Origin of the sequence: Providencia sp. PROV122 (genome assembly GCF_028482365.1) — a bacterium.
Classification (GTDB): domain Bacteria; phylum Pseudomonadota; class Gammaproteobacteria; order Enterobacterales; family Enterobacteriaceae; genus Providencia; species Providencia stuartii.
Genome location: NZ_JAMPQI010000033.1, coordinates 1 through 22,730, shown reverse-complemented (window position 1 = coordinate 22,730; position 22,730 = coordinate 1). Strand labels below are relative to the sequence as shown.

Genomic DNA, 22,730 nt, shown 5'->3' with positions numbered 1-22,730 from the left:
CGTTTAAAGATAGGCATCGGCGACGGTGCCTATCTACCGCTTAATTTTTTCCTCTTTATTTTTTGCCTTTTTGTTCTGATGATTTAAATCTTAAGCAAGATTCATGTCTTAAAAGTGCTGAATCGACAATATATTGCGCTAAAACAAGACTTAAATAAGAAAAACTAATAAGAATGAGGGTGTAATTAAATTTCAGAAAAATCCCCCAAAGCGCTTTTTTTCTGATATCTATATAGAGGCAAGGGTAAAATTTGGCGACTGCATCACAAAACAATAATTCTATCGCAGTTGGTTGAAATTTAATTACAGGAAATTAGGTCGCAGTTTGTTAACCGTCAGCAAACTTAGGTCGGGGTAGCATTCTGCCAAAAGCACAAGGTCAGGAGTCTCATGAATCAGCAATATTCCGCAATGCGCAGTAATGTCAGTATGCTGGGTAAGCTACTTGGCGACACAATCAAGGAAGCATTAGGTGAGGATATCCTCGATAAAGTCGAATCAATTCGTAAGTTGTCAAAATCATCGCGTGCAGGCAATGAAGTACAACGCCAAAAGCTGTTGATGACACTGCAAAACCTATCTAATGATGAACTATTACCGGTTGCAAGAGCATTTAACCAATTTTTGAACCTGACAAACGTTGCCGAACAATATCATAGCATTTCGCCACATGGTGAAGCAGCGAGTAACCCTGTGGCACTTAAAAAGCTGTTTAGTCGTTTAAAAGAGAAAAACTTTACCGATAGTGATCTTCGTCAAGCGGTTAACCAACTGTCGATCGAATTGGTGCTAACGGCCCATCCTACTGAAATCGCACGCCGCACCTTGATCCATAAATTGGTTGAAGTGAATACCTGCTTATCACAACTCGATCATGATGATCTGGCTGATTACGAACGCAACAATATCATGCGTCGTTTACGCCAGTTGGTCGCTCAGTCGTGGCACACTGACGAAATCCGTAAAATACGTCCAACGCCAATTGATGAAGCCAAATGGGGTTTCGCCGTAGTTGAAAACTCACTTTGGGAAGCGGTTCCGGCTTTCCTACGTGAATTTAATGAGCAATTAGAAGACTCAATTGGTGCTGAACTGCCCGTCGAAGCAAACCCAATTCGTTTTACTTCTTGGATGGGAGGAGACCGCGACGGTAACCCGAATGTGACTGCGGAAGTGACTCGCCATGTATTACTACTTAGCCGTTGGAAAGCCGCAGATCTCTTTTTAAAAGATATCCAAGTGTTGGTTTCTGAACTGTCCATGACCGAAGCGACACCTGAGTTACGGGCGCTCGCTGGGGGAGATGAGGTAGATGAACCTTACCGGCAAATTGCAAAAAATTTGCGTAGCCAACTCTTTTCCACATTAGAGTATTTAGAACGCAAGGTAAAAGGCGAACAAGCACTACCACCAGCCGATTTACTGACCGACAATGCCCAATTGTGGGATCCACTATATGCCTGTTATCAATCGTTAATGGCCTGTGGTATGAGCATTATTGCGAATGGGCAGTTACTCGATACGTTACGTCGTATACGGAGTTTTGGCTTGCAACTCGTTCGCATTGACGTTCGCCAAGAAAGTACTCGCCATACAGAAGCGCTTGCTGAATTAACGCAATATCTTGGGTTAGGGGATTATGCAGCTTGGAGTGAAGAGGAAAAACAAGCCTTTTTACTGTCTGAATTACAATCTCGTCGGCCGTTGATCCCTCGTCATTGGCAACCAAGCCCTGAAACGGCAGAAGTATTTGAAACTTGCCGCGTGATCGCAGAATCGAAAAATGACTCCATCGCAGCTTACGTCATTTCGATGGCGAAAGTTCCTTCCGATGTTCTGGCCGTTAAATTGCTCCTCAAAGAGGCGGGGGCATCCGTTCGCCTGCCTGTCGCACCTCTGTTTGAAACACTTGAAGATTTGAATAATGCTGAAAGTGTTATGCAAAAACTCTTGAGCATTGAGTGGTATCGTGAGCTGATTGATGACCGCCAAATGGTCATGATTGGCTACTCTGATTCGGCAAAAGATGCTGGGGTGATGGCGGCATCATGGGCGCAATATCGTGCACAAGATGCGCTGATTAAGTTGTGCGACAAAGAAGGGGTCACTTTAACCTTGTTCCATGGACGTGGAGGCACTATTGGCCGTGGTGGTGCGCCCGCTCATTCAGCACTCTTGTCACAACCGCCAGGCAGCCTGAAAGGGGGATTACGAGTGACTGAACAAGGTGAAATGATCCGCTTTAAGTTTGGTCTACCACAAGTGGCGATTAGCAGCCTTGCGCTGTATGCAAGCGCGATTTTAGAAGCTAATTTACTGCCGCCACCGGAGCCAAAACAAGAGTGGAAATCAGTGATGGATACCCTCTCTGACGTTTCTTGTGCGATGTACCGTGATTATGTTCGTGAGCAGCCTGATTTTGTACCTTACTTCCGCGCTGCAACACCAGAGCTAGAATTAGGCAAGTTGCCGTTGGGGTCTCGTCCGGCAAAACGCCGTCCAACGGGGGGCGTTGAGACATTACGTGCGATCCCATGGATTTTTGCATGGACACAAAATCGCCTCATGTTGCCTGCTTGGTTAGGGGCGGGAGCAGCGTTAAAATATGTGATTGAGAAAGAAGGCAAACAAGCCATATTAGATGAAATGTGGCAACAATGGCCGTTCTTTAATACCCGTATCGCCATGCTGGAAATGGTTTATGCGAAGGCTGACTTGTGGCTGGCTGAATATTATGATCACCGTTTAGTGGAGGAGCGCCTTTGGCCTCTGGGTGTGAAATTACGTGAGCAGCTCTCTGAAGATATTAAGAGTGTGCTGGCGGTGTCCAAAGATGAAGCCTTAATGGCAGACTTACCTTGGATTGCGGAGTCAATTGCTTTACGTAATGTTTATACGGACCCGTTAAACGTTTTACAGGCCGAGCTACTACACCGTTCTCGCCAGCAAGAGCATCCGGATCCTCGCGTTGAGCAAGCGTTGATGGTGACGATTGCAGGTGTTGCAGCGGGGATGCGTAATACCGGCTAGAAGATAATATTTTGGCCAGATCAATTCGCTGGTTTGGCCGATAAAATGTGCAATATCACATCACGCACGACAACAGTAAGAAGGCTGCCAAGTTGAAATGGGGCCTTCTTTTTTATTTATCTATTGACGAATAATTGACAGCGTCCGACACATTTTTCTGTATTTCGTTTTACCGCGTGATATCGCTTATCTTATTTAAATCGGCGGCAAGAATTTTACCAATATTTATGTTAAGTTGCTAAAATAGGGATTAGTTCTGTACTAAATAGAGCTAGCTCGCTCATATATCAAACTATTCACTTTCTATCGATGAATTAATGGAATGATGAATGTAGGTCAGATTCAATTTATTTCTGTTGTGCTCAACAATGGATATACGAAGGATAGAGTGTCATCACAATGCGTAAACTGATTATCTCCATTTTAGCTCTTATCATTATTATTTCGGTCATTGTCGTTACCAACTACAATAGTATTCAGCAAAATGATGAGGTTGTTGACGCTGCCGCATCCGAAGTGATTAACCAATATCAACGTCGTGCTGATCTTATTCCGAATTTAGTCAATACGGTAAAAGGTTACTCTGGTTATGAAAATAAAGTTCTCATGGAAGTTGTGAAATTAAGGACGGAAGTGGGGCAAATTAAAGTGGATGCAAGTGCATTATCAGATCCGGCTATTTTAGCGGAGTATCAAAAAGCACAAGCACAATTAGGGCAATCATTATCCCGTTTATTAGCCATATCGGAAAGTTATCCTGATCTTAAAGCCAGCCCATTATATCAAGATTTAATGACGCAACTGGAAGGCGCTGAAAATCGTATTACCGTTGCAAGGGGTCGTTATATTGAAGCCGTTCGTCAATACAATACACAAATCAGAAAGTTTCCTAGCAACTTGATTGCAAGTTATTTTGGGTATTCTGCAAAAGCGAATTTTAAAGCAGATAACGAACAGGCGATAAAAACAGTACCTACGGTGGATTTTAATTGAAATATCGGCATGTGATCTGGCTATTATTGTTCTGTGTATTTAGCAGTGGAAGCTGGGCTACGCAGCGAATCCAACTCCCTGCATTGGGTAGTGATAGGGTGCTCGACCGTGCAGGCCTATTAAGTGAGTCGCAATACCACACTTTAAATAGCCAGTTATTAAATTTTGAAAAGCAGCGTGGTGATGGCACACAATTTGTTGTTTATATTGTTCCAACTACAGGTAATGAAACAATAGAACAATTTTCATTACGCGCGTTTAATCGTTGGGGGTTAGGCCAAAAAGGCAAAAATAATGGTGTATTGCTGGTTGTATCGATAGACGATCGCAATATGCGCTTTGAAGTTGGGTATGGTTATGAAGGGGTCATGACCGATGCGATTGCTGGGCGTATCATTCGTCAAAGTATGATACCTGATTTTAAAGACAACCAGTATTACGCTGGGATCCAAAATGGCGTATCTCGTGCGATTAATGTGATGAATGAGGCACCAGACTATCAAATGGGGGAAGTGCATAATGGAATTGTGCTACCAAAGAGTGTAGAACATTATAAGCTTTTCTATTTTATATCATTTATCGCAGCTTATTTTACGATGTTATTTTATGGTACTAAAAAGCGTCGGCTATATCTTGAAAAAGAAATTTATAGCATAGAGTATGCGAGTAAATCCAAACGGGCAAAGAAACAGAAACAGTTAGCCAAGCTGAAAAAGTATTATCAATATAAATACTACTTTCCTTCGTTATTTAGTACCTTGTTGATGACGATACTCTATTATTTAGCACTCATGTTATTGGCGATATGGCTAGAAGGAGATTTTAGCCCTATTTTATTCCTGTTTGTGGCGCTATTTTTTGTGGTAGGGAGCATGTTTGCTACTCCAATACTGTTTCTTGTGATCCATACCATTTCGCCTACTTACCGACAACAACGACGGGAATGGCATGATATTTGCCGTTACTATTATTTACCCTCTTCTTCTTTTAGCTCATCAGACTTTTCGAGTTCATCGAGTTCATCGAGTTCATCGAGTTCATCAAGTGATAGCTCCAGCGGAGGTGGTGGTGGATCCAGTGGCGGTGGTGGTGCGTCAGGGAGTTGGTAATAAAACAAGATGTATGAAGGTCGCAAAGTGCGGCCTTCATACTATTTGGAGATAGAGGCTATGGCCTTACACCAAGCGTGTGGCAAATCGCATATGTGAGTTCAGAACGGTTTAAGGTGTAAAAGTGAAAATCTTTCACCCCTTCACGGCTTAAAATTTTCACCATATCCATGGCGATTGAAGCACCCACCAAATTACGGCTTTCAGGGTCATTATCAAGGCCTTCGTACATTCTACTCATCCATGATGGAATTCGTACATTGGTTAGTTTGGCAAACCGCTCAAGTTGGCGGAAATTTGAAACAGGTAAAATACCGGGGACAATTTCAACATCAATACCTGTTGCGACGCAGCGGTCACGAAAACGCAAATAACTTTCTACATCAAAGAAAAATTGCGTAATCGCACGGTTGGCTCCTGCATCAATTTTCTTTTTCAAACTAATTAAGTCAGCCTGTGCACTTTTGGCCTCAGGGTGCACTTCGGGATAAGCCGCTACGGAGATATCAAAATCTGCCTCTGCTTTGAGCAGCTCAACGAGATCGGCTGCATACATATCTGGCTTACGGCTGTTATCGGGAAGATCACCGCGTAATGCAACAATTTGGCGGATGCCGCTGTTCCAATAATCACGTGCTATTTCTCTGAGTTCATCGCGTGTTGCATCGATACAGGTTAAATGAGGCGCAGCGATTAACCCTGTTTTTTCTTTGATATCTTTAATAATGCTATGGGTTCTATCACGCTCACCTGAGTTTGCGCCATAAGTAACAGAGACAAATTTTGGTTTGAGGTTTTTCAACCTATCAATAGATTTCCAAAGGGTCTGTTCCATCTCTTCAGTGCGCGGCGGAAAAAATTCAAAAGAGACATTAATTTGTCCATCTAATTCAGCTAAATTTTGATTTAGCGCTTCGCGCTGATTTGCGTGAAAGAAACTCATACCCTGACCTCATGACTTTGTATATAGCGAAACCATTATGGTATCGATAGTTTATTATATCCATTTAAGTGTCTATACGTTTAGACGTCTAAACAAAGATTACCGGATATTCATGCAGAGTCAACACTTAAATGAAATAGTGTTGTGAGGGTTTTTCAGTCGTAACTGGAAAAAAATTCATGTTAACAAATGGCGCAATAACCCGAAGTTATTGCGCGCAACACATTTTTATTCAGTCAGGCAGAAATGTTCGATCAGTTGGCTGAGCAGTTGGCGAGTCGGTTCAATAAATTTCATATCGATAAACTCATCAGGTTGATGCGCTTGCTCAATCGAGCCAGGGCCGAGCACAAGTGTCGGACATAGCGCCTGAATAAACGGCGCTTCAGTGCAATAGTTGACCGTCTCAGCTTTCTGACCCAGTAACTGTTCAATCACAGCCACCATTTTATGATCCGTTGGGCACTCATACCCAGGAATAGGGGGATGGAGAGACTCAATTGTTAAGCGTCCTGGCCATCTTGCTTTTACAGGCTCCAACGTCTCATTTAATAGCTCATCCAAATCTTGCAAGGTCAGCCCCGGCAATGGACGAATATCCATATGTAATTCACAGCATCCACAAATACGGTTAGCCGCATCACCCCCATGAATATGACCAAAATTCATCGTCGGGTAAGGGATCACAAAAGCAGGATTGTTATAACGCTCTTTTAATGTATTACGTAGCGTCATCAGATGTGAAATAGACTCATGCATTAATTCGATAGCATTCACGCCTCTTTCTGGGTCGCTTGAATGACCTGATTGCCCCGTAATACGGATGGCATTCGAAATATGCCCTTTGTGCGCACGTATCGGTTGTAATGAGGTCGGCTCCCCAATAATGGCAAAATCAGGACGAAGTTGTGTACTGGCTGCAAAGTAACGCGCGCCTGCCATTGAGGTTTCTTCATCTGCGGTTGCAAGTATATGCAATGGGCGAGTTAATTTACGGGTATCAATATCACGTAAGGCATCGACAATGAAAGCGAAAAAACCTTTCATGTCGGCAGTGCCGAGACCGTATAACTTGCCGTCATGCTCTGATAGCGCAAAAGGGTTTTTACTCCAACGCCCTTCATCAAAAGGAACTGTATCGGTATGCCCACACAGCATTAGGCCGCCATTTCCTTCCCCTATTGAGGCAAGTAGGTTGTATTTATCACGGGTATCCGGTACAGGTTGAATATTGACCGTAAATCCGAGGGTTTCCAGCCATCCACCCAGTAATTCTACTAAGGCTTTATTACTCTGATCGAGTTGCGCATCAGTAGCACTGATAGAAGGAGTGGCAATTAATTGGCGATAAATCTCAATAAATGCAGGTAATTTAATATTCACTGTTGACAGCCTTTATCCATAATAGTATCAATATTCATGCACTTTATTTGAATAAAAATACACATTAAACTGTTTGGGTCACGAGCACAAGGTAGAAATCTATGTTGAACACACTCATTATCGGGGCCAGTGGTTATACTGGAGCGGAATTGGCAGCCTATCTGCAGCGTCATCCTGAAATAAACCTTCAGGGATTGATGGTTTCAGCGCAAAGTGCTGATGCAGGTAAGTGCTTCTCTGAGTTGCATCCCCAGTATAAAGGCATTATCGATATGCCCGTGTTGCCATTAACCGATGTTGCAGCCGCGGCACAAGGTATTGATGTTGTCTTTCTTGCAACCGCTCACGAAGTTAGCCATGACATTGCGCCTCAGTTCCTAGAAGCAGGGTGTGTCGTATTTGATCTGTCTGGGGCTTATCGTGTTCAAGATGCCGCTTTCTATCCGAAATATTATGGTTTCGAACATACAAACAGTCAGTGGTTAAATCAAGCAGTTTACGGTTTAGCTGAGTGGCAAGCCGATAAAATTCGTCAAGCACAGTTAATTGCCGTGCCGGGGTGTTATCCAACGGTTTCTCAATTAGCACTAAAACCACTGATCGACGCCAAGTTACTCGATGACCATATGTGGCCAGTGATTAATGCGACGAGTGGTGTTTCTGGGGCAGGTCGTAAGGCGTCAATGACTAACAGTTTTTGTGAAGTGAGTTTACAACCCTATGGCATCTTCACGCATCGCCATCAACCCGAAATTGCAACCCATTTAGGTCGTGAAGTTATTTTTACTCCGCACTTGGGGAATTTTTCACGCGGTATTTTGGCCACCATTACCTGCAAAGTGAATCGCGGAGTGACAGACGAACAAATTCGTCAAGTATTCAAAGATGCTTATCAAAATAAGCCATTAGTCCGTTTGTATGAAAAAGGTGTTCCTGCCCTGAAATCAGTGGTAGGCACACCGTTTTGTGATATCGGCTTTGTGTTAAAAGGTGAGTACCTGATCTTAGTCGGAACAGAAGATAACCTATTAAAAGGGGCTGCCGCGCAAGCTGTGCAGTGCATGAATATTCGTTTCGGTTTCAATGAAACGCAATCACTATTTTAGTGCCAACGAACTTATTTAAGGATAAACCCCATGCAACCATTAGTGATTAAATTGGGCGGTGTATTACTCGATAGCGAAGAAGCGCTTGAAAGATTGTTTAATGCATTACAAACCTATCGTCAATCTCATCAACGACCTTTAGTGATCGTGCATGGTGGTGGTTGCTTGGTGGATGAGCTAATGCAAAAGCTGCAACTACCGGTGGTTAAAAAGCAAGGATTGCGTGTGACGCCTGCTGATCAGATAGACATTATCACAGGCGCGTTGGCTGGCACCGCCAATAAAACATTGTTGGCGTGGGCAACGAAATATCAGTTACAAGCAGTTGGGTTATCTTTGGGGGATGGGCAAAGTGCTGTCGTCACTCAATTAAATGACGAACTTGGGCATGTCGGCGATGCAAAGCCGGGTGACGCTAAATTATTACAGCTTTTACTCGGTGCAGGCTATTTACCAATCATTAGTTCCATCGGCGTGACCGAAGAAGGGTTATTGATGAATGTTAATGCCGACCAAGCCGCAACAGCCATCGCACAAGCGTTAAATGCGGATCTCGTATTGCTATCAGATGTCAGTGGCATCCTTGATGGTAAGGGTCAAAAAATTAATGAAATGACAACGGAAAAAGCACAGAAGTTAATTGAGCAAGGCATTATCACGGACGGCATGATCGTAAAAGTTAATGCCGCATTAGAGGCAGCCAAAACATTGCAACGTCCTGTCGATATCGCCAGTTGGCGTCATGCAGAGCAACTACCAGCTCTATTTAACGGTACTGCTATTGGCACACGGATTTTAGCATCCTAAAGCGGATGCGTTTGGTTGGCGCGACCACCAAGAATGAATGAAAACTTTTTAATTGAGCGGAATCGGGATAGGTAAGTTATGAAAAAGGGCATTAAAAAAATTGTATTAGCATATTCAGGTGGTCTAGATACATCGGCAATTATTCCATGGTTAAAAGAAAACTATGATGATTGCGAAGTGGTTGCTTTCGTTGCCGATGTAGGACAAGACAGAGAAGATCTCGTTGGCGTTGAGCAAAAAGCATTGCAATCAGGTGCATCGGAATGCCATGTGGTCGATCTACGTGAAGAGTTTGTCAAAGAGTATATCTACCCAGTATTGAAAACTGGCGCGCTCTATGAGGGAAGCTACCTGTTAGGGACTTCAATGGCACGTCCTATTATTGCTAAGGCACAGGTTGAACTGGCTCTGAAAGTTGGTGCCGACGCGGTAGCGCATGGCGCAACAGGTAAAGGAAATGACCAAGTGCGTTTTGAAAGCACTTATAGCGCACTTGCGCCACAGCTAAAAGTTGTTGCGCCATGGCGTGAGTGGGATTTGCGTTCGCGTGAAGCCCTATTGGATTACCTGAAAGAGCGTCATATTCCAACGACAGCCAGTTTAGAAAAAATTTATAGTCGTGATGAAAACGCATGGCATATTTCTACCGAAGGCGGCGTATTAGAAAGCACATGGAATGCGGCAAACCAAGATTGCTGGGTCTGGACGGTCGATCCGAAAGATGCACCAGATGAAGCAGAGCTAGTGACTGTCGGTGTGAAACAAGGGGAAGTGGTTTCTGTTAACGGCCAAACATTATCTCCGCTGGGATGTCTTGAAGCTTTAAACGTCCTCGGTGCTAAACATGGCGTCGGCCGTATTGATATTGTTGAAAACCGTTTAGTTGGTATGAAGTCTCGTGGCTGTTACGAAACCCCAGGAGGCACCATCATGATGGCTGCTTTACGTGGCATTGAGCAACTCGTTCTCGATCGCGACAGCTTTAAATGGCGTGAGCAACTAGGCTTAGAAATGTCCTACGTGGTTTATGATGGTCGTTGGTTTGCGCCTTTGCGTCATTCACTGCAAGCAGCAGCAGAATCTTTAGCGCAAGACGTTACTGGTGAAGTGGTTCTGAAATTGTATAAAGGCCAAGTAACTGCTATCCAGAAAAAAGCAGATAACAGCTTATATTCTGAAGAGTTCGCAACATTTGGTGAAGATGAAGTTTATGATCACAGCCATGCTGGTGGCTTTATCCGTTTGTACTCTCTTTCGTCGCGTATTCGTGCGCTAAAAGGGCAGAACAAAGCGAAATAGTTTTATTGATGTACACTTCCCGACAGCTATTTGCTGTTGGGTATCACATTTATTTTATCAATCAGATAGGGATCAGTTATGGCACTTTGGGGTGGACGTTTTAGTCAAGAAGCCGATCAGCGGTTTAAACAATTTAATGATTCATTGCGTTTCGATTATCGCTTAGCGCAGCAAGACATTATTGGTTCGGTTGCATGGTCAAAAGCGTTGGTCACTGTTGGGGTGCTATCAGAGGCAGAGCAGCAATCTCTTGAGCAAGCGCTAAATGCCTTATTAAAAGAGGTGCAAGATGATCCTGAGCGCATTTTACAGAGCGATGCCGAGGATATTCATAGCTGGGTTGAAGGTAAACTGATTGATAAAGTAGGTGATTTAGGTAAAAAACTGCACACTGGACGTAGTCGTAACGACCAAGTTGCCACCGATTTAAAATTATGGTGTAAAGATCAAGTCGCGCTATTGTTAGAAGCTGTGGTGGAACTGCAAAAAGCGTTAGTGATCACCGCGGAAAATAACCAAGATGCGGTCATGCCCGGTTATACCCACTTGCAACGTGCACAACCAGTGACTTTTGCTCATTGGTGTTTAGCGTATAGTGAAATGTTAGCGCGTGATGAAAGTCGTCTAAAAGATACATTAAAACGTTTAGATGTTAGTCCGCTAGGTTGTGGGGCTTTAGCGGGAACTGCTTATGATATCGACCGTGAGCAACTGGCATCGTGGCTAGGTTTCTCATCGGCAACGCGTAATAGCCTTGATACAGTTTCAGATAGGGATCATGTTCTCGAATTATTATCCGATGCAAGTATTGGTATGGTGCATTTATCCCGTTTTGCAGAGGATCTTATTTTCTTTAACAGTGGTGAAGCGGGGTTTGTTGAACTTTCAGATAAAGTCACTTCAGGCTCTTCATTAATGCCACAAAAGAAAAATCCTGATGCACTTGAGTTGATCCGTGGTAAGTGTGGTCGTGTACAAGGGGCATTAACAGGAATGATGATGACCTTAAAAGGATTACCGCTAGCCTACAATAAAGATATGCAAGAGGACAAAGAAGGGTTGTTCGACGCTCTTGATACTTGGTTAGACTGTCTCCATATGGCGGCTCTGGTGCTTGATGGTATTCAAATTCGTCGAAATCGTTGTGAAGAAGCCGCAAAACAAGGTTATGCCAATGCTACTGAGCTGGCGGATTACCTTGTTGCTAAAGGCGTTCCTTTCCGTGAAGCTCACCATATTGTCGGCGAGGCGGTGGTTACTGCGATTAGCCAAGGGAAAGCATTGGAAGAGATGGCATTAAGTGATTTGCAAAAATTCAGTGATACTATCCAACTCGATGTGTATCAGATCCTCTCATTGCAATCTTGTCTAGATAAGCGTTTAGCAAAAGGCGGAGTTTCAAAGGAACAAGTCGCTAAGGCAATTACGGAGGCTAAAGCACGTTTAGGGATTTAACTCATTGAATTTGCAAGATAGTGTTTAAAGTGGGATAAAATGGCGGGGTAGATAACTACCCCGTACATGCGATTAAAAGTTTAATACTTAAATATAGTTAATTGTTAAAAGGCCTAACAGTATCCTTTCGCCAATCCAGTTATAAATATAAGCTCCTAGACCATCGTTAATTATTTCCCAATTTTTAGAATCTCATTGTTCCTTAAGATCTCATCTTTCTTGGGTCATATTTGCTTTGTCATTTAAGCAATTAAATATTAACTATCGATTTCAAGAGCCATTCGTACAGGATAGAGCCTGTCAGAACAGTCACTCTAATGTATGCTTATTTTATTGAACCTGTATCAGCAACGCTGAATGCAGGGCGAGTAATAATACCATTAATGAGCAAATAAGACTCTTTTCAGATTTAAGCGTAACGCTTTCATACTTAAAATCTATTGCTGAATTATGGTTTATAACTAACTGTTTTTGATTGCCTTTTACTATATTAGAGGTATTTAACTGAAACCATAGCTAAGCCTTTTTCTTTATTAGTCCAATTAAATTGATAAATGCTGCGGTTGTCTTCAGTTTTCTTCCATTCGCTAGATGGTGATTGCTTTGTATAATTAAAACTTGATGTTTTTACTTTATTCTCTTCACTATTATAACAATTTAATTGAGCATTGTTGTTATTAAAAGAATAGTTGCAAGGAGGATATACAATCATTGCTTTAAATGTAATTGTTGTGCTATTAGTTTTTGCTTGAACGTTAGTTGTAAATAAAGCAGTTGCGATCAGAGCAAAAGATAACGCTGTTTTGATTGTATTCTTAATCATGGTATTAGTCCTCGATATATATTTAAGTAACTTAATTCGCTTATATTGTTTCCACAAGTTTGGATGAAGCGAATTATATAGATTAAAGTTTGCTTTGGGTGTTAATTTTAAAAAGCAAATGTGAGTAAATATATTTGAAATTGATTAATAATATTGATTGTACGCATTCCCTCCCAATTTAGTTAATTAGAGTTTAATTCTGTGTATAATGACTCATTGTAGGTATTTGGCTTTATATGCTTCTTTTTGTCTCCTTTTTGATGGTTTTATCTGTTGGTGTGGAGGTGGTTTTGGTTGTCTTTTTAATTAAAAATATAAAGTAAATTGCAATGATTTTTTATTTATTTTTTAATGGAAATTAATAAAACAATGATAAAAATAAACATAATGTATCTAAATATTTCATCGAGTAAGTGAATTATTAAATTACGCTATCTACGATTTATTCTGTTTTCACAGTAATCAAACGGTGACAGATTGAAATACGCATATTGCGATTAATTGTTTTATTTTTTAATTGTTAGATGAAGCTTTTTTATATAACGATAGCGTTATACCTATTCGATAAAAATTGACTGACTAAAATGAAATTGGCCTACTTTTTTGTATTAAACGGTTTATGTGTCGGTGTTGGCCTGCATACTTACACTATCTTGTTTTGCATGATGTCATGTTCTTAGCATAGCGGTGTATCTCATCATGAAAGTGATAGTATCAATCATCGAACTTGGTTTGCTTTTCTATTTGTGACTAAGAGAGATATCATTAGGGCAGATAATCGTTGCCCAAAACGATGAATGCGTTGTTTATCGAGTAATTCTGTCGTGAGCAAGGCGTTTGAAATCTACTCACTCGATAAATGAATGTGAGTGGGTTTAGTTGATGGCTCAAGGTACGTTGTATGCTTTTCATAGCGTTTCTCCTTTAGCTATACCCACATCAGGTGTTCAGCATTCAAGAAAATCACTATTCCATTAACGTCAACCTTCCTTTTCCTTTTGTGTCTCTATTTTTCTCCTTCTTGTTTACATAAATATAGCTCTATTTGATAAATTTAAAGTCCTTTTAGGTTAATAATATGTTGCAAAATATTGGCGTAAAATATTGAAAATAATTACTTTGATGATGTTTTTGTGGAGTTAAATTTCATTTATTTTTAATAATTTAGTTTGATATTTTATCACCTGTGGTGTTTTTTTGAGCGTAGCCTGAGTAACTAAATCAAAAACAATAATGTAAATAATGTGTTGCTATATGATGAATAATTGTTTCTATTTTTTGCATTTAGAGTGAAATTTTATTTCATGCAAAATATAAAAAATAATAATTATTTCAATTAATTATATTTATTTTATCCCTATTTTTTTAATTCATAATTAGTCACTTAAATTTACATTTTGATATAAATTGAGTGAGCGAGACAAAATGTCACGTTGCAAATGATGAAGAATTATTGAACATGTCAATTCTAATTGATAGTTAAAAGCATTAGATATCTGGTATACTGATTGGCAGTTTATATTAAGAAGGGCGACAAAATGAACATTCGCGATCTGGAATATTTAGTGGCATTAGCTGAGCATAAGCATTTTCGTCGTGCAGCAGACTCTTGTCATGTGAGTCAACCAACATTGAGTGGCCAAATACGTAAGCTAGAAGAAGAACTTGGGGTTATGTTACTAGAAAGGACTAGCCGCAAGGTTTTATTTACTCAACAAGGATTGCTACTTGTTGAACAAGCAAGGACGATTTTACGCGAAATTAAAGTCTTACAGGAAATGGCGGCTCTACAGGGGGAAAGCATGTCTGGCCCTTTACATATAGGGTTGATCCCAACGATCGCGCCTTATCTTTTGCCCCTTATCATTCCTGAATTGCACAAGCTCTTCCCTAAACTTGAAATTTACCTACATGAAGAACAGACACAGCAACTGTTGGCTCAGTTGGATAGCGGTAAATTAGATTGTGCTATTTTGGCGCAAGTGAAAGAAACAGATCCTTTTATTGTTGTACCCTTGTTTGAAGAGCCAATGAAGCTCGCCATCTATGAAGGTCACTCATGGCAGGGGCGTGACACTATCGAGATGAATGAGCTATCTGGCGAGAAATTATTAATGTTGGAAGATGGCCACTGCTTACGTGACCAAGCGATGGGCTTTTGTTTTCAAGCGGGGGCTAAAGAAGATACACATTTCCGAGCAACAAGCCTAGAAACGCTGAGAAATATGGTGGCAGCAGGAAGTGGAATTACATTATTGCCTGATTTGGCCGTGCCTCATGAATCCTGCCGTGATGGTATTTGCTATCTGAACTGTATTCATCCAGAGCCGAAACGTACAGTAGTATTAGTTTATCGCCCAGGCTCACCGTTACGTGGTCGCTATGAACAGCTTGCTGAGGCTATTTATAATTTGATGAGTAGCTATTACAGTAATAAAGCGCGCTAATAAGTAGGGTGTGGCTAGAGAAGTGATTGCCGTATTAGGTTCGGCAATCACTTAATAGCTTAAAACAGGCGGTTTAAGCCATTTAATGCGGCAACGCGGAATGCTTCTGCCATCGTAGGATAGTTGAAGGTCGTATTCACAAAATACTCGATGGTATTTCCTTCCCCTTTCTGTTCCATAATAGCCTGACCGATATGAATAATTTCAGCGGCTCTTTCCCCGAAACAGTGGATGCCTAAAATTTGCAATGTTTCACGGTGGAATAAGATCTTCAGACTGCCCACGTTCATACCTGCAATTTGGGCGCGTGCTAAATGTTTAAATTGAGCACGTCCGACTTCATAGGGGATCTTCATCGCTGTCAATTCTTGCTCTGTTTTACCAACAGAACTAATTTCAGGGATGGTATAGATGCCGGTAGGAATATCTTCAACTAAGTGTGCATTACCTAAGTCTTCTGCTATAGCTCGAGCGGCAATACGACCTTGGTCATAGGCAGCAGATGCAAGGCTTGGATAGCCAATAACATCACCAACAGCATAAATATGTTCATTAGAAGTGCGGTAAGCGCTATCGACTTTAATCAAGCCACGGTTATCTGCTTCAATACCCACATTCGCTAAACCTAACTTATCCGTATTCCCCGTGCGACCATTCGCATACAGTAAACAGTCTGCTTTGACTTTTTTGCCTGATTTAAGATGGACAATCACGCCATCAGGAACACCTTCAATTTTTTCATACTCTTCATTATGACGAATAACGATACCGCTATTCCAGAAGTGATAAGAAAGTGCATCTGACATTTCTTGATCTAAAAAGGCAAGTAAGTGATCGCGTGTGTTGATTAAATCAACTTTGACACCTAACCCGCGAAAGATAGACGCATATTCACAACCAATCACCCCTGCACCATAAATAATCACGTGGCGTGGTTCATGGGTTAGATTTAGGATGGTATCACTGTTGTAAATACGAGAGTGGTTAAAATCGACATCGGATGGGCAATAAGGACGCGACCCTGTCGCAATTACGATATTATCTGCACTGAGAACATCGCAACTACCGTCGGAATAGCGAACACTCACATGGCGTTCATCAATAAAAGTGGCTTCACCAGAGAACATTTGGCAGCCATTACGCTCATAAAAACCTTGGCGCATACGCGTTTGTTGACTGATCACGCTTTCAGCATGCTTGAGGATTTCAGAGAAAGAGGAGCGTAAGGAGCGAGAATTATCGCTGTAGAGTGGATTTTGGTTAAATTCGATAATTCGGCTAACTGCATGGCGGAGGGCTTTGGAGGGAATGGTTCCCCAGTGGGTACAGCCACCGCCGACACTATCATAACGTTCTATGACGGCGACGTTTTTTCCTTGCTTCACCAGTCCCATGGCGGCGCCTTCTCCACCCGGCCCGGAACCAATGACAATTGCATCAAAATGGATGTGTTGCATGAGGTAAGACCTGCTCTAAAACAAAATGACAACATGATGTTAGCATATCCGCCGATTATTTACCCGCTTTACTCATGTACTTTTAATTAATGGCTTTATTTAATGTTTTTATTTTGAAGCGTATTCACAAAAAAGCTTTTTTATTGCTTAGCGAGTTCTCTAATCAAATGACGGGAAATTAAGCACGGTTCTACGAATAAAAAGCCTTCACCTATTGAAAAATGATTTAGTGAAATTCTGAAAAGCGGTAATCTGTACACTTAATCGCTTTTTCCCTCAAACAGCCTAATAAATTTGAGGTATGCTAGAGAGGTGGTCACACCCAAGTTTTCATATTTTGGTATATTAATGGCTGTTTAATGACATAGAAATCAGGATCACCGTGAGCAATCATATTGGCGTTAGAGCAAAACAGAAAGAAAAAACTCGTCGTTCGCTCATTGAAGCCGCATTTAGCCAATTAAGTGCAGAACGTAGTTTTACAAGCCTTAGCTTACGCGAAGTTGCGCGTGAGGCAGGTATTGCACCCACTTCATTTTATCGTCATTTCAAAGACGTTGATGAGTTAGGGCTGACTATGGTTGATGAAAGTGGTTTGATGTTACGCCAGCTTATGCGACAAGCAAGGCAGCGTATCGCGAAGGGCGGTAGTGTGATCCGAACGTCAATCTCAACTTTTATGGAATTTATCGGTAATAACCCCAATGCCTTTAGGTTATTATTGCGAGAGCGCTCTGGTACTTCTGCTGAGTTTCGTGCTGCAGTTGCACGGGAAATCCAACATTTTATTGCTGAATTAGCAGATTACCTTGAACAAGAAAGCCATATGCCACGCTATTTTACAGAGCTACAAGCAGAGTCTATGGTGACCATCGTGTTTAGCGCGGGTGCAGAAGCGCTTGATATCGATGAAGAAAAAAGGCGGCATCTGGAAGAACGGCTTGTACTTCAGTTACGCATGATCGCAAAAGGTGCGTATTACTGGTATCGCCGTGAACAAGAAAAACAAAGTCAAACTGACCCCGATCTCACTAAATAATATAAGGAGAATCAATGACGGAACACAATCGCAATGAGAAAAGCACGTTACTATTAGCATTAGTGATTGGCTTATCAACTCACGGAACTTTCTCTGCTCTGTTTAACTCCTTAGTAGAGTTTTCTATTTTCCCTGTTATTAGTTTAATCGTCGCAATTTATTGTTTACATCAACGTTATTTGCATCATGCGATGCCTATCGGTCTACCTAAGTTTGTTGTAGGTAACTTTTTCTTAGGGCTATTTGCTTATGCAGCTATCTTACGAGTACAACATCCAGACGTAGGTTCGAGCTTTATTCCTTCAATCATTATTGTCGCGCTCGCGTTGTGGATGTACACAAGTTGGAAGGCGCGTAAACAAGAACAAAAAGAGCTTGCAGAAGAAAACGAAGCTGAAGTTTAATCGCGTTTCCAAACCGCTCTAACCAATAACGCCGCTATGCCAACATTGCGGCGTTTGTGTATTTTATGGGAGCAAAACACGAATAATTTCTTAACCAAATTTTCATCTTCCACTCGCAATAAAATAATCGCCAGTTAGCTACGGTGTATATTAAAAATAGCAAGGTTGCCACCTGACTTAATGAATAAAAACAACAGGTGGCAAGTAAGATTTAGCGGCGTGTCAGCAGCACACCACTTTCCATATGATGGGTATATGGGAATTGGTCAAATAGAGCGAGTTTTTTGATTTTATGGGTCGCATTCAGGACAGACAAATTATCGCATAGGGTTTCCGGATTACAGGAAATATAGAGAATATTGTCATATTCTTGCACAAGCTGAACGGTTTTATCATCTAACCCGCTTCTTGGTGGGTCAACAAATATGGTGTTGCATTGGTAATCTGCTAGGTTAATGCCATCGAGTCTTTTAAATTCACGCACTCCTCGCATTGCTTGTGTAAAGTCTTCTGCTGACATGCGAATAATTTGTACATTATCGATTTGGTTTGCCGCAATATTATATTGCGCGGCTGCTACCGATGGCTTGGCTATTTCAGTGGCTAAGACTCGTTCAAAGTTTTGTGCTAAAGCCAGTGAAAAGTTGCCATTTCCACAATAAAGCTCCAGTAGATCGCCAGTTGCCCCTTGAGTGGCATCAATCGCCCATTCCAACATTTTAATGTTTACTTGAGCGTTTGGCTGAGTAAAGCTATTTTCTACTTGGCGATAAATCATATTTTTGCCATTCACCGGCAAAATTTCATCAACATAATCGTTGTCTAACATGATTTTGGTTTTTGAAGCGCGGCCGATAAGCTGTAAATCAAAACCTTTATTGATTAACGTTGTTTTTAATTGTTTGGCTGCTTCAATCCACTCTTCAGTGAGTTTTTTATGGTAAAGCAAAGAGACAATTAATTTATTACTCAGCGTCGAGAGATAATCAATTTGGAAAAGTTTATGGCGTAAAAGCGCATTTTCTTTTATCAGTGGCAAAATTTCAGCCATGATATTGTTGATCAGTTGGCTTGCTACAGGAAATTGATCGATACGCACACGCTCTTTAGTCTCTTTATCAAACATGATGTGAAATAAGTCATCACCATCATGCCATACTCGAAATTCTGCGCGCATACGATAATGAGATTCTGGTGAGGTAAATACCTCAGGTTCCATTGCCGTATAGGGGGCCATCATCGTTTTCAGACGTTCTACTTTTTCTGCAAGTTGCAGTTCATAGTGTTCAGTATTCATTAGTGTGGCCCTATTCATAGAAAACAGTAAAAAAATAACATCAGGGGCGAAATTGTAGGGCAAGTGGGGCAGATGTCCAGTTTTTGATTCCACATCGCATAGACACATACCTTCAATCCATTTAGGATAATGCGACTATGGTCGTAAAGAGTAAATAGGGAACTCGGTGTAAGTCCGAGACTGACGCGCAGCGGTGATGAAGGAAAAAAGAGATACAACACTGTTATTAATTAATGGGAAGTTGCCTCTATAGTTAACTTTTACCCAGATGGGTATGACTTCTCAGTCCGAAGACCTGCCATAGTTTAATCGCTTTGTTGGATATTAGCGCGGATCTGATATTCGGCCTCGCGGAATTTTAATCTCATTGATATTCCGGATTTATTATAATGAATAAGAGTAAGTTACTACCGCTATCGGTTGCTGCTATGGCAGTGTTGTGTGGTATTTCTTCTTTAGCAAGCGCAAACAATAAATCAGATGAAATGGTGGTGTCAGCGAATCGCTTTGAGCAGCCCATTTCATCAATACTGGCCCCTGTGACGGTCGTTACGCGTGAAGACATTGATCATTGGCAGTCTAATACTGTGATTGATGTATTAAGGCGGCTACCGGGTGTGGATATTGCGCAGTATGGTGGTATAGGACAGCAGAGCTCCCTCTTTATTAGAGGCTCAGAGTCTCGCCATGTATTGGTATTAATTGATGGTGTTCGTTTAAACCAAGCGGGTATTTCTGGCTCATCAGATATGAGCCAAATTCCTATCTCTTTAGTTCAGCGAATCGAATATATTCGTGGAGCAAGATCGGCTGTTTATGGCTCGGATGCAATTGGTGGTGTTGTTAATATTATTACTCGCCGAGATAATGTAGGAACCACATTAAATGCGGGTATTGGTTCTTATGGTTATCAGAATTATAACGGCTCAACTCAACAGAAAATCGGTGAAAATACAACAGTAACCGCTGCCGCAGCTTATACCTATACAAAAGGATTTGATCTAGCACCTAAGGACGTTAGTCCACGTGACTACGATAAAGATGGTTTTCTTAATAAATCATTATGGCTAGGTGTGGAGCATCAGTTATCATCTGAAATATCAGCTTATGCGAGAGCATATGGATATGATAATAGAACTCGTTATGATGCCTCTGAATACTCAGGTGTGCGGGTAGATACCCGTAAACTTTATAGCCGTACATATGAAACTGGGGTTAAATATCATCAAAACCAATACTCAACCTCACTATCCGGAAGCTATAGTTACGTTAAAGATTACAATTTTGATCCAAGGCAAGGGCAGTATGCTAGCTCTTCTAATCTAGATGAATCAAAGCAGTATAATATTCAGTGGGGTAACAATTATCGTTTAGATAAAGGTAATATTAGTGCGGGTATTGATTATCAGCGTCAAAGCATAGAGCCTAATGGCTATGCTTTAATAACTAAAAAAGAAACCATGAATAACACGGGGCTCTATTTGACGGGGCAATACTCGTTTGTTGATTCTGTTATAGCTGAAGCCGCCGTTCGCACGGATCATCATTCAGAATTTAATTGGCATACATCATGGCAATCAGGGCTGAGTTGGGAATTTTATGATGGGTATAAACTGGTTGGATCATACGCAACAGCATATAAAGCACCTAATCTAAGTCAACTGTACGCATATTCTTCATCAAATTGGGGAACAACAAAAGGTAATCCGAACTTAAAACCAGAAGAAAGTAAGCAGTGGGAAATTGGTGTTGAAGGAATAACGGGACCGCTATTCTGGCAAATTAATGCTTATCATAATGATATTGATAACCTGATTGAATATAAATATGGCAATTTTATCAATACATATGAAAATATTGGAAAAGCAGAAATTAAAGGTATCGAGTGGGTTGGTGAATTTAGCACTGGCTTTTTACATCATCAATTAACATACCAATATGTCGATCCCAGAAATAAAAAGACGAACAAAGTATTGGAGCGCCGAGCTAAGCAACAAGTGAAATACCAATTAGATTGGAATATTGCTGAGGTAGATATGGGGCTAACTTATCACTATATAGGTTCGCGTTATGATAATGACTTTTCCCAATCACCATCAAAACGTCTAAAACAAGGGGGGGTTAGCCTTTGGGATCTCACGGCGGCATATCCAATCACTTCACAGCTTACAATTCGTGGTAAAATAGCTAATATGTTCGATAAAGACTATGAGACCGCGTATGGTTATCGCACCGCTGGAAGAGAATATTTCCTTACAGGAAGCTACAACTTCTAATCACAACCTATCTATTCGCCCGACCATCCTTGTGTTTGATTCAGGGGTGGGGGGGCTATCTGTATATCGGGAAGTCAAAAAATTACTCCCTAACGCACATTATATATATGCATTCGATAATGAAGCCTTCCCCTATGGCGAAAAGAGTGAAGAATTTATTATCGATAGGGTGTATCAACTCGTTGATGCTATTGCGAAAAAACACCCTTTAACGATAGCAATTATTGCCTGTAATACAGCCAGTACCGTGAGCTTACCGAACCTTAGAGCCCATTTTCGTTTCCCAGTGGTTGGTGTTGTGCCAGCAATTAAACCTGCGACTAAATTAACGCGAAATGGTGTTGTTGGATTGCTTGCAACCAAAGGAACGGTGAATCGCGAATATACTAAAGAGCTAATTGAACGGTTTGCAACAGATTGCAAAGTGCTCTCGCTGGGTTCTGCCGACCTTGTTCAACTAGCGGAAAGAAAATTACATGGTGAACAAATTCCGCTAGATGAAATTGCCAATGCAGTGAAGCCATGGTTAAGAATGCCTGAACCTCCTGATACGGTGATCTTGGGTTGTACGCATTTCCCTCTATTAATAGAAGAACTCGAACAAGTGCTACCAGATGGCACAAGATTTGTTGATTCAGGGGCGGCGATCGCGAGACGTGCGGTTTGGCTGATTAATAATCAAGCAGAAGAAGTGATTGATAGTCAAGAAAAAGACTTTGCATATTGCCTTTTAATGAATGATACCGCTTTAGCATTACAACCTGTATTAGCCGCCGAAGGGTTCAATAGGCTACAAAAACTGGTGATTTAAGCTAAATTTGATGGTAATCTGAGCAAACGAAAAAAAAACGTAAAAAAGGGG

Annotated in this window: 17 protein-coding genes and 1 riboswitch; of the genes, 12 read left to right on the top strand and 5 right to left on the bottom strand. The window is 41.3% G+C overall.

Annotation, left to right across the window (positions count from 1 at the left end; genetic code table 11):
* The first annotated feature begins 390 nt into the window (after positions 1-390).
* The 3 genes from ppc (at position 391) to PSE69_RS17900 (ending at position 5,132) form a co-directional block, all read left to right on the top strand.
* Positions 391-3,030, top strand: a complete 2,640-nt coding sequence (gene ppc, locus PSE69_RS17910; RefSeq protein WP_004924587.1) for a phosphoenolpyruvate carboxylase — start codon at positions 391-393, stop codon at positions 3,028-3,030.
* 399 nt (positions 3,031-3,429) lie between these two features.
* A complete protein-coding gene (locus PSE69_RS17905) occupies positions 3,430-4,023 on the top strand; it encodes a LemA family protein (RefSeq protein WP_004924584.1) in 594 nt (197 codons plus the stop codon).
* Positions 4,020-5,132: a TPM domain-containing protein gene (locus tag PSE69_RS17900; protein WP_053110219.1), complete on the top strand. Its 1,113-nt coding sequence runs from the start codon at positions 4,020-4,022 to the stop codon at positions 5,130-5,132. Before PSE69_RS17905 ends, PSE69_RS17900 begins: the two co-directional genes overlap by 4 nt.
* 58 nt (positions 5,133-5,190) lie before the next feature.
* Here the strand turns inward: PSE69_RS17900 and metF are convergent, their stop codons facing one another.
* Both metF and argE read right to left on the bottom strand, forming a co-directional pair.
* On the bottom strand, positions 5,191-6,075 hold the full coding sequence (gene metF, locus PSE69_RS17895) for a methylenetetrahydrofolate reductase (RefSeq protein ID WP_004924579.1): 885 nt from the start codon (positions 6,073-6,075) through the stop codon (positions 5,191-5,193).
* Positions 6,076-6,303: 228 nt separating this feature from the next.
* A complete protein-coding gene (gene argE, locus PSE69_RS17890) occupies positions 6,304-7,458 on the bottom strand; it encodes an acetylornithine deacetylase (protein ID WP_104873155.1) in 1,155 nt (384 codons plus the stop codon).
* 101 nt (positions 7,459-7,559) lie between these two features.
* Here argE and argC point away from each other — a divergent pair, with 101 nt between their 5' ends.
* The 4 genes from argC to argH all read left to right on the top strand — a co-directional run bounded on the left by argC (position 7,560) and on the right by argH (position 12,125).
* Positions 7,560-8,564: an N-acetyl-gamma-glutamyl-phosphate reductase gene (gene argC / locus PSE69_RS17885; RefSeq protein WP_121875133.1), complete on the top strand. Its 1,005-nt coding sequence runs from the start codon at positions 7,560-7,562 to the stop codon at positions 8,562-8,564.
* A 30-nt stretch (positions 8,565-8,594) separates the two neighbouring features.
* On the top strand, positions 8,595-9,371 hold the full coding sequence (gene argB / locus PSE69_RS17880) for an acetylglutamate kinase (protein ID WP_004924569.1): 777 nt from the start codon (positions 8,595-8,597) through the stop codon (positions 9,369-9,371).
* 78 nt (positions 9,372-9,449) lie between these two features.
* Positions 9,450-10,670 carry an argininosuccinate synthase gene (locus tag PSE69_RS17875; RefSeq protein ID WP_004924564.1) on the top strand — a complete coding sequence of 407 codons (1,221 nt, stop codon included), beginning with the start codon at positions 9,450-9,452 and terminating at the stop codon, positions 10,668-10,670.
* A gap of 78 nt (positions 10,671-10,748) precedes the next feature.
* Positions 10,749-12,125: an argininosuccinate lyase gene (gene argH, locus PSE69_RS17870; RefSeq protein WP_060561564.1), complete on the top strand. Its 1,377-nt coding sequence runs from the start codon at positions 10,749-10,751 to the stop codon at positions 12,123-12,125.
* 490 nt (positions 12,126-12,615) lie between these two features.
* On the opposite strand, the gene PSE69_RS17865 is transcribed toward argH, so the two are convergent.
* Positions 12,616-12,948 carry a hypothetical protein gene (locus tag PSE69_RS17865; RefSeq protein WP_004924557.1) on the bottom strand — a complete coding sequence of 111 codons (333 nt, stop codon included), beginning with the start codon at positions 12,946-12,948 and terminating at the stop codon, positions 12,616-12,618.
* A gap of 1,538 nt (positions 12,949-14,486) precedes the next feature.
* Between PSE69_RS17865 and oxyR the strand changes: the two genes are divergently transcribed.
* Positions 14,487-15,395 carry a DNA-binding transcriptional regulator OxyR gene (gene oxyR, locus PSE69_RS17860; RefSeq protein ID WP_014657264.1) on the top strand — a complete coding sequence of 303 codons (909 nt, stop codon included), beginning with the start codon at positions 14,487-14,489 and terminating at the stop codon, positions 15,393-15,395.
* A 59-nt stretch (positions 15,396-15,454) separates the two neighbouring features.
* Here oxyR and sthA read toward each other — a convergent pair whose 3' ends face one another.
* Positions 15,455-16,852 carry a Si-specific NAD(P)(+) transhydrogenase gene (sthA, locus tag PSE69_RS17855; protein ID WP_004924458.1) on the bottom strand — a complete coding sequence of 466 codons (1,398 nt, stop codon included), beginning with the start codon at positions 16,850-16,852 and terminating at the stop codon, positions 15,455-15,457.
* A 382-nt stretch (positions 16,853-17,234) separates the two neighbouring features.
* Between sthA and fabR the strand changes: the two genes are divergently transcribed.
* A complete protein-coding gene (gene fabR, locus PSE69_RS17850; protein ID WP_272675303.1) occupies positions 17,235-17,891 on the top strand; it encodes an HTH-type transcriptional repressor FabR in 657 nt (218 codons plus the stop codon).
* 14 nt (positions 17,892-17,905) lie between these two features.
* On the top strand, positions 17,906-18,295 hold the full coding sequence (locus PSE69_RS17845) for a YijD family membrane protein (RefSeq protein WP_004924454.1): 390 nt from the start codon (positions 17,906-17,908) through the stop codon (positions 18,293-18,295).
* Positions 18,296-18,506: 211 nt separating this feature from the next.
* Here PSE69_RS17845 and trmA read toward each other — a convergent pair whose 3' ends face one another.
* The gene (trmA, locus tag PSE69_RS17840; protein ID WP_104873157.1) at positions 18,507-19,592 is read right to left on the bottom strand and encodes a tRNA (uridine(54)-C5)-methyltransferase TrmA; all 1,086 of its coding nucleotides are present in this window, start codon (positions 19,590-19,592) and stop codon (positions 18,507-18,509) included.
* A 121-nt stretch (positions 19,593-19,713) separates the two neighbouring features.
* A riboswitch (cobalamin riboswitch) is annotated at positions 19,714-19,909 on the top strand.
* 69 nt (positions 19,910-19,978) lie between these two features.
* Here trmA and btuB point away from each other — a divergent pair.
* Together btuB and murI are read left to right on the top strand one after the other, a co-directional pair.
* A complete protein-coding gene (gene btuB, locus PSE69_RS17835) occupies positions 19,979-21,868 on the top strand; it encodes a TonB-dependent vitamin B12 receptor BtuB (protein ID WP_181710205.1) in 1,890 nt (629 codons plus the stop codon).
* Positions 21,813-22,679 (top strand): glutamate racemase, encoded by an 867-nt coding sequence (gene murI / locus PSE69_RS17830; protein WP_053110222.1) that lies wholly within the window; start codon positions 21,813-21,815, stop codon positions 22,677-22,679. The genes btuB and murI overlap by 56 nt, the downstream gene beginning before the upstream one ends.
* The last annotated feature ends 51 nt before the right edge of the window (positions 22,680-22,730 follow it).

Excerpts from the sequence above, each read along its gene's own strand:
- ppc (WP_004924587.1), top strand. The coding sequence starts at position 391 with ATGAATCAGCAATATTCCGCAATGCGCAGTAATGTCAGTATGCTGGGT.
- PSE69_RS17905 (WP_004924584.1), top strand. The coding sequence starts at position 3,430 with ATGCGTAAACTGATTATCTCCATTTTAGCTCTTATCATTATTATTTCG.
- metF (WP_004924579.1), bottom strand. The coding sequence starts at position 6,075 with ATGAGTTTCTTTCACGCAAATCAGCGCGAAGCGCTAAATCAAAATTTA.
- argC (WP_121875133.1), top strand. The coding sequence starts at position 7,560 with ATGTTGAACACACTCATTATCGGGGCCAGTGGTTATACTGGAGCGGAA.
- argB (WP_004924569.1), top strand. The coding sequence starts at position 8,595 with ATGCAACCATTAGTGATTAAATTGGGCGGTGTATTACTCGATAGCGAA.
- PSE69_RS17875 (WP_004924564.1), top strand. The coding sequence starts at position 9,450 with ATGAAAAAGGGCATTAAAAAAATTGTATTAGCATATTCAGGTGGTCTA.
- argH (WP_060561564.1), top strand. The coding sequence starts at position 10,749 with ATGGCACTTTGGGGTGGACGTTTTAGTCAAGAAGCCGATCAGCGGTTT.
- PSE69_RS17865 (WP_004924557.1), bottom strand. The coding sequence starts at position 12,948 with ATGATTAAGAATACAATCAAAACAGCGTTATCTTTTGCTCTGATCGCA.
- oxyR (WP_014657264.1), top strand. The coding sequence starts at position 14,487 with ATGAACATTCGCGATCTGGAATATTTAGTGGCATTAGCTGAGCATAAG.
- sthA (WP_004924458.1), bottom strand. The coding sequence starts at position 16,852 with ATGCAACACATCCATTTTGATGCAATTGTCATTGGTTCCGGGCCGGGT.
- PSE69_RS17845 (WP_004924454.1), top strand. The coding sequence starts at position 17,906 with ATGACGGAACACAATCGCAATGAGAAAAGCACGTTACTATTAGCATTA.
- trmA (WP_104873157.1), bottom strand. The coding sequence starts at position 19,592 with ATGAATACTGAACACTATGAACTGCAACTTGCAGAAAAAGTAGAACGT.
- murI (WP_053110222.1), top strand. The coding sequence starts at position 21,813 with ATGGTTATCGCACCGCTGGAAGAGAATATTTCCTTACAGGAAGCTACA.